The organism is Photorhabdus noenieputensis (assembly GCF_018448935.1).
Taxonomy (GTDB): Bacteria; Pseudomonadota; Gammaproteobacteria; order Enterobacterales; family Enterobacteriaceae; genus Photorhabdus; species Photorhabdus noenieputensis.
In genome coordinates this window covers 61,942-73,745 of sequence record NZ_RCWC01000027.1, presented here as the reverse complement: position 1 = coordinate 73,745, position 11,804 = coordinate 61,942, and the positions used below count along the sequence as shown (strand labels likewise).

The 11,804-nt window shown below is 42.3% G+C and carries 10 protein-coding genes; 2 read left to right on the top strand and 8 right to left on the bottom strand.

Annotation, left to right across the window (positions count from 1 at the left end; all coding sequences use genetic code 11):
• Window positions 1–300: 300 nt before the first annotated feature.
• Together murI and btuB are read right to left on the bottom strand one after the other, a co-directional pair.
• The gene (murI, locus tag EAE91_RS16750) at window positions 301–1,164 is read right to left on the bottom strand and encodes a glutamate racemase (RefSeq protein ID WP_214089478.1); all 864 of its coding nucleotides are present in this window, start codon (window positions 1,162–1,164) and stop codon (window positions 301–303) included.
• Complete coding sequence (gene btuB / locus EAE91_RS16745) at window positions 1,109–2,968, bottom strand: TonB-dependent vitamin B12 receptor BtuB (protein ID WP_214089477.1); 1,860 nt, start codon at window positions 2,966–2,968, stop codon at window positions 1,109–1,111. The genes murI and btuB overlap by 56 nt, the downstream gene beginning before the upstream one ends.
• 182 nt (window positions 2,969–3,150) lie before the next feature.
• Between btuB and trmA the strand changes: the two genes are divergently transcribed.
• Window positions 3,151–4,251, top strand: a complete 1,101-nt coding sequence (gene trmA, locus EAE91_RS16740) for a tRNA (uridine(54)-C5)-methyltransferase TrmA (RefSeq protein WP_244868887.1) — start codon at window positions 3,151–3,153, stop codon at window positions 4,249–4,251.
• A gap of 64 nt (window positions 4,252–4,315) precedes the next feature.
• Here trmA and EAE91_RS16735 read toward each other — a convergent pair whose 3' ends face one another.
• Both EAE91_RS16735 and fabR read right to left on the bottom strand, forming a co-directional pair.
• Window positions 4,316–4,687, bottom strand: a complete 372-nt coding sequence (locus EAE91_RS16735) for a YijD family membrane protein (protein WP_214089481.1) — start codon at window positions 4,685–4,687, stop codon at window positions 4,316–4,318.
• A 23-nt stretch (window positions 4,688–4,710) separates the two neighbouring features.
• Window positions 4,711–5,355, bottom strand: a complete 645-nt coding sequence (gene fabR / locus EAE91_RS16730; protein WP_049584869.1) for an HTH-type transcriptional repressor FabR — start codon at window positions 5,353–5,355, stop codon at window positions 4,711–4,713.
• Between the two features lie 389 nt (window positions 5,356–5,744).
• Here fabR and sthA point away from each other — a divergent pair, with 389 nt between their 5' ends.
• Window positions 5,745–7,142 (top strand): Si-specific NAD(P)(+) transhydrogenase, encoded by a 1,398-nt coding sequence (gene sthA, locus EAE91_RS16725; RefSeq protein ID WP_214089476.1) that lies wholly within the window; start codon window positions 5,745–5,747, stop codon window positions 7,140–7,142.
• Here the strand turns inward: sthA and oxyR are convergent.
• The 4 genes from oxyR to argB form a co-directional block, all read right to left on the bottom strand.
• Window positions 7,134–8,054, bottom strand: coding sequence for a DNA-binding transcriptional regulator OxyR (oxyR, locus tag EAE91_RS16720; protein WP_214089475.1), 921 nt, complete (start codon window positions 8,052–8,054; stop codon window positions 7,134–7,136). The genes sthA and oxyR overlap by 9 nt on opposite strands.
• Before the next feature lie 156 nt (window positions 8,055–8,210).
• Window positions 8,211–9,590 carry an argininosuccinate lyase gene (gene argH / locus EAE91_RS16715; RefSeq protein WP_214089474.1) on the bottom strand — a complete coding sequence of 460 codons (1,380 nt, stop codon included), beginning with the start codon at window positions 9,588–9,590 and terminating at the stop codon, window positions 8,211–8,213.
• 151 nt (window positions 9,591–9,741) lie between these two features.
• A complete protein-coding gene (locus tag EAE91_RS16710) occupies window positions 9,742–10,956 on the bottom strand; it encodes an argininosuccinate synthase (protein ID WP_214089473.1) in 1,215 nt (404 codons plus the stop codon).
• A 68-nt stretch (window positions 10,957–11,024) separates the two neighbouring features.
• A complete protein-coding gene (argB, locus tag EAE91_RS16705) occupies window positions 11,025–11,798 on the bottom strand; it encodes an acetylglutamate kinase (RefSeq protein ID WP_214089472.1) in 774 nt (257 codons plus the stop codon).
• Between the last annotated feature and the right edge of the window lie 6 nt (window positions 11,799–11,804).

The following is an 11,804-nucleotide window of genomic DNA, read 5'->3' as shown; positions in this document are numbered from 1 at the left end:
CTTCAAGACTTTAAAACGTATTTTTTTGTGATACGGTCTTGTGAGTGCCCACACAGATTGTCTGATTAATTGTTAAAGAGCAGGCTGAATTAAAATTTAATATTCTCGTTCAGCCGGGCTGCGTATATTACGCTTTTCGCCCGCAGAGTCAAGCGCTTATTGGCTGGTTCTCTGCCCGACCTCACAATGTTTATCAGCGTTGTGTCGGTCAGTGGTGGCGCATTATAGGGAGTTCTTTGGCGCTGGCAATAATTATTTTTAAAAAAGTTAACGACCGGCGATTATTCCACCGAATTTAACTTAAGTTATCAATTTTTCCAGTTTTGAGAATCCATATTCCTGCAAAATGGGGATTAATGCATCAGTATCAGCATTTACTTTCATACAATAAGCAAGACTATCTGCTGAAGTACAAACAAGATTATTCTGATGTTTAACCAACCAAGCTGTTCTTCGGGCAATAGCAGCACCAGAATCAATTAAGTGTGTGCCATCAGGTAGTATCTGAACTAGTTCTTCTGCTAATAGTGGAAAATGAGTACAGCCTAATACTACTGTGTCAGGTGGTTCTTTCATTCCGAGCCACGGCTTCAGTATCTTTTTTAAAATGTCGGAAGAGACCTTACCACCATGCAGTTTAGCTTCAGCTAATTCTACCAATTCAGCAGAACCTATAGATTCAATCCTGCAACCTGCCGCAAACTTTTCGATAAGTTCTTTTGTATAGGAACGGTTAACTGTTGCTCTAGTCGCTAATAATCCAACGACACCATTACGAGTTAACTTTGCTGCGGGTTTTATCGCTGGAACCACACCAACAACCGGAAAGCTGAACCGCTCACGCAGAGCTGGCAAACTGACTGTACTTGCAGTGTTACATGCAATAACCACTATTGTCAGAGGATGTTTTTGCTGAACAGCCGCAACAATTTGAACAACTCGTTCAACAATAAATTCTTCCGATTTTTCACCATAAGGGAATGCTTCGTTATCAAAAACATATATATAGTGGAGATCGGGCAATAATTGCCGGATCTCTTGGTAAATAGATAAGCCGCCTACCCCAGAATCAAACACTAAAACTGTCGGACGTGCGACTTTATTTAAATCAGAAGTTATAGCTCCCAGTGAGGTAGTATTCACGTCCTGGAATGCGATAGCCATAAACTGTCTCGTAATCTTTATCAAGCAGGTTGGCTATTCTAGCACGGATTGTCAGATAAGAAGTGACCGGATATGAAGCCGTTAAGTCCCAAAAGCTGACGCCACCTAATTTCACACGTTTAGCCGGGAATGTACTGAAATCGTTGTCATAACGCCGCCCTAGATATTGATAAGTTAACCCCCAATCAAAATCATATAGCTGCCAGTCAAGTTGATATTTGACTTGCTGCTTCGCACGACGAACTAAAATTTCATTAGTTTCACCATTACGGGGAGCGATATATTGTACTGTCAATTGATGCTGAAATATGCCTGTGTCCATTGAGCCAGTCCACTCAACACCTTTAATTTTTGCTTTACCAATATTGTAGTAACGGCTATTTGCATAATCGATCAATTGCTCAATCTCATTGCGATATACCGTCAAACGCCAATTTAGCTGGCCTGTGACGCCTTCAATACCACCTTCCCACTGTTTACTTTCTTCCGGTTTCAAATCATGATTACCACCAAAACCATACATCTGGCTAAGTGTTGGAGCCTTAAATGCCGTACCATAAGAAGCGATCAAACGATAATTTTTAATAAACTCCCAACCTAAACTGGCTTGCCATGTGGTATTCCAACCAGCTTCTGAATGTTTATCTGAACGAATTGCACCTTCTAAAATAAAATCTTTTAGTTGTTGCTGTGCTGTCAGATATATACCTGTATTACGTACCGTTTCACTCTTCGGAATATAACTGGTTCCAGCTTCTATCGATTGTTTTTGGAAATCCACACCTGTACTAACCATACCCTGATATAGTTGAAAAGTATTTCCCCATTGCAAGTTATATTGTTCAGAATCATTAAGGCTAGCAGACTGGTCATAGCGACCATATTTAGGATCAAAGTTATAGTCTTTTATGTGGCTATAACTTGCAATTAATTGAGATGAGTAGATCCCCCGGTTAAATCTGACTCCCGTGTCATAGTGGCGGCTATAAAGTTCACGGGTATCCGGTCTGGCATATGGATAACTCCAATTAATATCCGCATCATAAGACGTTCTATTGTTATAGCCATAAGCTCGAACAAATCCACTGACTTGCTCATTAAATTTTTGATCGACTCCCAACCAAAGCATTTTACTCATAAAACCGTCACGGTCAGGCTGTCTAAAACCTCCGGTATTACCATAAGCAACAACATCGTATCCTTTGGTATAGGTATAGTTAGCTGCTGCTGTCAGGACTGTATTTTCAGCTAACTTTTGCTGAGTTGCGCCATCATAAGTCTGATAACCATGTGAGCCGATACCTACGTTAAGGCTGGTGCCTAATTTCTCTCTGGTAGTGATGATATTAATAACACCACCAATAGCATCAGAACCATAAACAGCGGAACGTGGGCCGCGGATATATTCAATTTTCTGAACCAATGATACAGGTATCTGACTTAAATCAGAGGAGCCACTGATACCCGCTTGATTCAAACGTATTCCATCCATCAACACCAATACATGACGAGGGTGAGTGCCACGAATAAACAGAGAGCTTAGCTGTCCAATACCACCATGATGAGCAATATCAACACCAGGTAGACGACGCAAAATATCGGCTACACTATTTGACTGCCAACGATCAATTTCATCTCGTGTTACAACAGTATAAGGAGCCAATATGCTTGACACTGGCTGTTTAAAACGACTCGCCGTCACAACCAATGAATCCTGCGACTCCACTATGGCGGAAGCTTGATTCCAACTAGAAATCACCACGATTGAAACAGTGGATAATAAAAACCGATTTTTATTTATCATGAGAAAACATCCCACAATTTATTGTTAGAAGGACACGCTACGATGAAGCGTGAAACTTACTCATAATAATAAGCATAGACAGGATCATGCATGAGTAATAAGAAAACTGGACATCCTTTGCTCTTTCCCTACAATTTCGCACGAAAATTTTTCTTACTACAGATACTAAGAGAACAAACATAATGCACAATCCCCTGCCAACGGAAAGCTACGAGCAGCAACTGACGGAGAAGGTCAGCCGCTTAAAAAACATGATGGTGCCTTTCCAGCCCCCGGAGCCAGAGGTTTTCCGCTCACCACAATCTCATTACAGAATGCGAGCAGAATTTCGAATCTGGCATGAGCAGGATGATTTGTACCATATTATGTTCGATCAACAGACGAAACAGCGTATTCGCCTTGTTCAATTCCCTGTCGCTAGTAAGTTAATCAATAAAATGATGGTAGAATTAATTGACTCTATTAGATCTGAACAGATCTTGCGTCATAAACTATTTCAAATTGATTATCTGTCCACTTGCAGTAATAAAATCCTTGTTTCTCTGCTTTATCACAAAAAATTGAATGATGAATGGACACAACAGGCACTAAAACTGCGTGAAGCGTTAAGAAATAAAGGGTTTGACGTTGAGTTAATTGGCAGAGCCGCTAAAACCAAAATCACATTGAATCATGATTATATTGATGAGGTTTTACCTGTTGCAGACCGAAAAATGATTTATCGCCAAGTGGAAAACAGCTTTACCCAACCAAACGCTAGCGTCAATATCCATATGCTTGAATGGGCAATTAATATTACCAAGGATTCAAAAGGTGATTTACTTGAGCTTTATTGCGGTAATGGCAATTTCTCTCTGGCATTAGCTCAAAATTTTGAACGAGTATTGGCAACAGAAATTGCCAAGCCATCTGTTGCTGCCGCTCAATACAATATTGCAGCCAACGGGATTGATAATGTACAGATTATCCGCATGTCAGCGGAGGAATTCACCCAAGCAATGAATGGTGAACGCGAGTTTAATCGCCTTCAAGGAATCAATTTAAAAAGCTATCAATGTGAAACTATTTTTGTCGATCCGCCACGTAGCGGCCTTGATGAAAAAACACTTGAGATGGTTCAGACATATCCACGGATTCTTTATATTTCCTGTAACCCGGAAACCCTTTGCCATAATCTGGAAACATTAACCCAAACGCATAAAATCAGCCATCTGGCTCTGTTTGATCAGTTTCCTTATACACACCATATGGAATGCGGCGTGCTTCTGGAAAAATTAAACTGATACTTGACGAGCATATAAAACAGAAACGCCGGCAGATAGTTATCTCTCCGGCGTTTTTCATCAATTAATGACTATTTTCTGTAATTACCTGGTTTTTACGAATTTTTACCTTTCTGTAAATCCAGAATACCAGTACGGTACCTATTACCGCAGGTAGAAAATTAGAGCCAATTTCAGGGTATTCAACCCGGATAATCGCACTATAACTAAATAATCCTAAGAGGAAACAAGCAACAACTAACTTAGGCATCCCATCTGGCATTGAGTAATTCAAATAGCGCTGATGGATACAATAAATTGATAAAATCAGTGTTATCAATGGGAAAACTGAAAAAGAAACAACTGAACTAAAAACTGCTGAAAACGTTCCATTCGTTGCTAGTCCGACAATAAAAGCGAGTAACAATGTACTTTTATCCTGGCGATATTGTTCCATCATTTCGTTCTCCTCCTTCATAGTTATTTAAGTTTAGGGTTCGGTGGATTCATTTCTTTGCGATACCAATAATATGCACCTTTAGCAATCATCCGTAGCTGCAAGACTAAACGTTCTTCTAAACGCTGTCTTTTCTCCAAATCAATATCCAGTGCTTCTGCACCTGCACTGAATACTATTGTTACCATTGCCTCTGCCTGCACTTCAGTAAAATGCCTCGGCATACAGCTTTCCTGTTCTAAATAGTCTGCCAGCTCAGCAATAAAATGTTGGATTTCCCGTGCGACAGCGGCACGAAACTCAGCAGAGGTCCCTGAACGTTCACGTAATAATAATCGGAATGCATTTGGATTATTACCGATAAATTCCATAAAAGTTGAAACAGACGTGCGGATGACGCTGCCACCTTTAGCAATACGTTGCCGGGCTTGCCTCATTAACTGACGTAACATCAAACCACTTTCATCCACCATAGTCAGCCCAAGCTCATCAACATCACGGAAATGACGATAAAATGAAGTGGGTGCAATACCTGCTTCGCGGGCGACTTCACGCAAGCTAAGACTGGTAAAACTCCTTTCGGCACTCAACTGGCTGAAAGCAGCTTCAATCAGTGAACGACGAGTTTTTTCTTTCTGTTTCGCTCTGATGCCGATAACGTTACTCACACGAATCCTGACTCTTTATCTGAACTACATGTTAGGAAATATACCAAATTTTAACGCGTTTGCCGTAATGATGTGCTTATCATGTCATTTATAATGATCAATGTCATTTTCTTAGCGCATTTTCCTATTAGATATTAGGATGATAAAGGTGACTACGCGTAGTCAGAAAATCATTAAGGGAAGCATTTTCCTTTGTTAATTCAATTCAGTCATTAGATAATTATTTATTTTCCAAAAGCTTCATGATCTTGCGCCAGATTAACGTAACGGGTAAAACTATGCTCAATTCACCCTAAACGAGACATAAAATCCTTATGACGATTGGGTTATTAAGTCAACCAATGTTAATATAGCGTTGTAATTTTGTGTAAAAACAGGTCTTTCCTCATATGCAACATATTCATTTTGACGCCATTGTCATTGGTTCTGGTCCCGGTGGAGAAGGAGCAGCAATGGGATTGGTGAAGCAGGGTAAAAGCGTTGCTGTTATCGAACGCTACAATAATGTTGGTGGTGGTTGTACTCATTGGGGTACCATCCCGTCCAAAGCCCTCCGCCACGCCGTCAGCCGTATTATCGAATTTAACCAAAACCCTCTGTACAGCGATAATTCCCGCATTCTTCGCTCTTCATTTGCTGAAATCTTACGCCGTGCTGAAATGGTGATTAATCAGCAAACTAGAATGCGTCAAGGATTTTACGAACGTAATGGGTGTCGTATGTTTTCCGGGGAAGCAACATTCATTGATGATCACCGGGTGAGTGTGCGCTATGCCGACGATAACTACGATATTTTAAGCGCAGATAAGATTATTATCGCAACCGGTTCTCGCCCATATTGTCCACCAGATGTTGATTTCACCCATTCCCGTATTTATAACAGCGATTCCATTCTGAAACTGGATCATGAACCACGGCATGTCATTATTTATGGTGCCGGAGTGATTGGTTGCGAATATGCTTCAATCTTCCGTGGATTAGGCGTAAAAGTTGATTTGATCAACACTCGTGACCACTTACTGGCTTTTCTTGATCAAGAGATGTCAGACGCACTTTCTTACCATTTCTGGAATAGCGGTATAGTTATCCGCCACAATGAAGAATATTCTAAAATTGAAGGTGTTGATGATGGCGTTATCGTTCATCTCAAATCCGGTAAAAAAGTCAAAGCTGATTGTTTGCTTTATGCTAATGGGCGAACAGGTAATACTGATACTTTAGGGCTGAAAAACGTTGGTCTGGAAGCCGATAGCCGCGGCTTACTGAAAGTTAATAAGATCTATCAAACCAGCAATGAAAACATCTACGCTGTAGGAGATGTTATCGGTTATCCAAGCCTAGCCTCTGCTGCTTATGATCAAGGCCGAATTGCCGCCCAAGCGATGGCGAAAGGAAATGCCGAAGTTCATCTGATTGAAGATATTCCAACAGGTATCTATACCATTCCTGAAATCAGCTCTGTAGGTAAAACCGAACAACAATTAACAGCAATGAAAGTGCCTTATGAAGTTGGACGCGCACAATTTAAACATCTTGCACGCGCACAAATCGCGGGGATGAACGTAGGAAGCCTAAAAATACTGTTCCATAGAGAAACAAAAGAGATTCTTGGTATTCACTGTTTCGGGGAACGTGCGGCTGAAATCATTCATATCGGCCAGGCGATTATGGAACAGAAAGGTGAAAGTAATACTATCGAATATTTCGTCAATACTACTTTCAACTATCCGACTATGGCTGAAGCCTATCGTGTCGCAGCTCTAAATGGCCTGAACCGGCTATTTTGATTGCCCATAATTTGATTGCCCATAATAAGTGCCCATTTTAGCTCTAATAGCCTCTGCCAGTTGCTCATAGCGACCACGCAGAGGTGAACCAGGACGATAAATCAAAATAACAGATCGCTTAGGTTCAGGGTTGCTACACTCAAGATAACAGACACCATCACGTTTTTTCTCCCGTGGCACTGCCAGATCAGGCAATAAGGTTATTCCACTACCGGCAGCAACCATATTACGCAGAGTTTCCAAACTAGTTGCACGAAAATGGGTATCTTCCTTTGCGCCAGCCTGAAAACAGAACCCCATAGCCTGATCTCGCAAGCAATGACCATCTTCTAGCATCAGTAATTTTTCACCTGCCAATTCATCCATAGCAATTTTTTCTCGCTCTGCCCAAGGATGGCCATCATAGATAGCTAGTTTCATGGGTTCTTCAAACAATGGCACTTCAATGAAGGCTCTTGTCTCCTTAACCATTGCTAGAATCGCACAGTCCAATTTGCCACTATCCAACTGAGCTAGCAGACTTTGTGTCTGGGCTTCATACAGATACATTTCCAACTTAGGAAACAAGCTATGAAGCCCAGGAATAATATGAGGCAACAGATACGGGCCAATTGTAGGGATCAGACCAATATGCAGAGGACCAGACATGTTTTCCCCTTGAAGTGAAGCCATTTCCTGCAAAATTCTAACCTCACGGAGAACCGTTCTAGCCTGTTCCACTAATAACATCCCTTGTTGAGTGAACAAAACTTTACGGCTGGTGCGTTCCAATAACATTACACCCAGATCATCCTCAAGCTTACGAATTTGCCCGCTCAATGTAGGCTGGCTGACGTGGCAAGAATCAGCAGCATGGCGAAAGTGCCGATGCTCCGCAAGCGCCACAAGATATTCCAGATCGCGGATATTCATTCCCACCTCAACATATTTAATATAAATGATAGAAACTACCAATAGATAATTATATCAATGTGAGGAAAAGACTATCAGATAATCCTTAAAAACTTATATATAAAGATCTCATTTATTTTACAGGGGATAAATTAATCCCCCTACTATTTATGATGACTAACTTAATTTTAGCCTCTGTTTAGCCTCTGCAATCGCTTTCATGACCTGTTTTTGCGACACTCCACCCTTTGCAAGGCGTTTGTCCAGACAAGATTGCAAAGACAAAATATCATATACATCCTCAGTAATTGCACTACTGAACTTCTGCAACTCTGCCAATGGCAACGCTTCCAGTGCCTTACCTTGAGCAAGCGCCATAATCACAATTTCCCCAACAATATGGTGAGCTTCTCGAAATGGAACACCTTTTGCAACCAAATAATCAGCTAATTCGGTTGCGTTAGCATAACCCTGTTTAGCTGCTTCCGCACAACGTGAACGCCTGACCTGAATACCATCTAACACCAATGCGGACATATGTAAACAATCCAGCCAAGTATCCAGCGCATCGAATAACCCTTCTTTATCCTCCTGCATATCTTTATTGTAAGCTAGCGGCAGACCTTTCAAGGTCATCATCATACCTGTCAATGCTCCCTGCACCCGGCCACATTTCCCACGAATTAGCTCCAGCGCATCCGGGTTTTTCTTCTGTGGCATCAGAGAAGAACCGGAAGTGACTCGATCTGACAGTTCAATAAACCCTGCTTCACCGCTATTAAAGAAAATTAGGTCTTCCGCAAAACGGGAAAGATGGATCATACTGATGCTGGCATTAGATAGCAGTTCCAATACATGGTCACGATCTGAAACGCTATCCAGGCTATTACGTGTCGCTGAAGCAAAACCTAGCCATGATGCTAGTTGTTCGCGGTCAATATCATAAGCGGTTCCAGCCAATGCACCACACCCAAGCGGGCTGGTATCCAGTCGTTTTAAAGTATCCTGTAACCGACTTTCATCACGGACCAACATTTCTACATATGCCAAGCACCAGTGAGCAAATGTGATAGGCTGCGCTCTTTGCAAATGGGTATAACCCGGCATCACTGCATCCTGATTATTCTCCGCGGTAATCACCAATGCCTGCTGTAACTCCACAATTGCCTGATGGAGATATGAAATGTATTCTTTACACCAAAGTTTGAGATCTGTTGCCACCTGATCGTTACGGCTACGGCCAGTATGGAGCTTCTTACCCAGATCGCCAACTTTACCGATTAGTTGCCCTTCTACCCAACTATGGATATCTTCTGCATCACTTTGCAAGATAGCTTGTGGATTAGCCTGAACCTCATTCAGCAATTCATTTAATGCCAACTCCAGTTTTTGTTGTTCCTCAACGGTTAGCACACCAACCGTTACCAGCGCTTTCGACCATGCAACTGAACCGGTAATGTCCTGTTCCGCTAACCGGTAATCAAAGCGAAGTGAATCGTTAAATTGTTTAAACCGTTGATCTGCTTTCTGACTGAAACGCCCGCCCCAGAGTGCCATATTTTCGTTCCTGATTATCTGATGTCTGAGTGATTGATTACCTTTTTAAACAGCAATTTCATCTGCAATATGGAGATAATAGACTAGAGAAATCAAATATAAGGATGAATTTACGATCTGGTCATTATCTCCATAACTACGAGCGATGAAATTACTCTTTACTATTTAACGCCCGAATACGCGAAGGGAGAGAATACAGCCGGATAAACCCTGCTGCATGGCTGTGATCGTAAACCTCATCTTCACCAAACGTTGCAAACGCTTCAGAATAAAGGCTATTCGTTGATCTCTTCTGAATCGCTGTCACCTGGCCTTTATAGAGTTTCAGCACGACTTCACCACTGACATCCGCAGCCAGCATCTCAGCGGCTGCCTGAATAGACTGACGTAGCGGGGCAAACCAGCGTCCGTCATAAACGACATAAGACATTTCTAACCCAAGCTGCTGACGCCATTTAAAGCTATCGCGGTCCAGAACCAGTTGTTCAACACCACGCAACGCGGCCATCATAATGGTTCCTCCCGGTGTTTCGTAACAACCACGAGACTTCATTCCCACCAGCCGGTTTTCCACGATATCGATCCGACCGATACCATGTTTTGCACCCAGAACATTCAGCACTTCAAGGCATTGATATGGAGACATCACCTTACCGTTAACCCCAACAACCTCGCCTTTCTCAACAGTGACACTAACCAATTCAGCGTCATCTGGAGCCTCTTCTGGGGAGGCTGTCCATACCCAACAATCTTTATTGGATGCATTCCAAGTGCTTTCCAGTACACCGCCTTCGGTAGAGATATGCCACGCATTCTCATCACGGCTGTAAATTTTTTCCAATGTTGCAGTGGTTGGAATATCCCGCGCTTTCAGATAATCCAACAACGCTTCACGGGAACGTAAATCCCACTCTCTCCACGGAGCAACTACTTTTAGCTGAGGAGCTAAGGCCGTATAAGTACTTTCAAACCGAACCTGATCGTTACCCTTACCTGTTGCACCATGAGCAAGTGCATCTGCCCCCACTTTCAGTGCCAATTCAACCTGTGCTTTGGCAATAATTGGTCGTGCCATTGAAGTTCCCAACAAATAGCTACCTTCATACAGAGCACCGGTTTTCAGTACCGGATAAACATAATCTTTAATGAATTCCTCACGCAGATCCACAACGTGACATTCTGACGCTCCAGATCGTAAAGCTTTCTGCTCTATTCCCTCCAGATCTTCACGGCTTTGCCCCACATCGGCGACAAACGCAACAACTTCACAATTGTCATAATGCTCTTTCAGCCAAGGAATAATGGCAGAAGTATCCAAACCACCAGAATAGGCAAGAACGATCTTTTTAATATCTTTAGTATGCATGAAGTTACCCTTTAAAATTCCGTTGTTATTTATCAGCAAAACTTTGCCGAAAATTAATCAAACTTAATTTAAGCCAGAATACGAGTACCGACGGGAACACCGTTAAACAGGTCGGTCAGTTGATCTGCATGACGCCAACTAGCGATATCTACCGGGCGACCTAATGTCCTAGCTGCATCTAGAGCTGCATCCACCTTCACAATCATGCCGTCAGTAATGATGCCATGTGCAATAAGTTGTTCTGCTTTCTCAGCATTTATGTCAGGGATTTTCTGCCCTTTACCATCCAAAATACCGCTAACATCAGAGAGCAATACCAAATCAGCGCCTAGTGTCTGAGCTATCGCTGTTGCTGCCTGATCAGCATTCACATTCATCAACTCTCCTTTATCTGTTACCCCAATCGAGCTGATAATGGGTATGTAACCTGCATCCAGTAGCGTTTTCAGCAACTTAGCATCGCCCGGTATCGCTTTCCCCACATGCCCCAACTCTTCATCCAGTTGGGAAACCCTGACCACATTACCATCTCCTAAATATAATCCAACTGATGCAAGTTGATATTTAGTCGCCCACGACAACAATGTCTTATTGGCTATACCCGATAATGCTCCCGTGATAATCCCAATTTGATCTGAGGGTGTTACCCGCAATCCTTGTTTCTTCTCTATCGGTAGCTGCAACTTCTGCATCAACTCATCCACCAAACAGCCACCACCATGAACAATAACCAACTGGCGTTCGTGTGTTTGCCGATATTCCTGCAAGGTAGTAAACACGCGTTCCAACGCTTCTTCATTGTCCAGTAACACGCCACCTAACTTTATGACTAAAGGTTCCATCTGCTC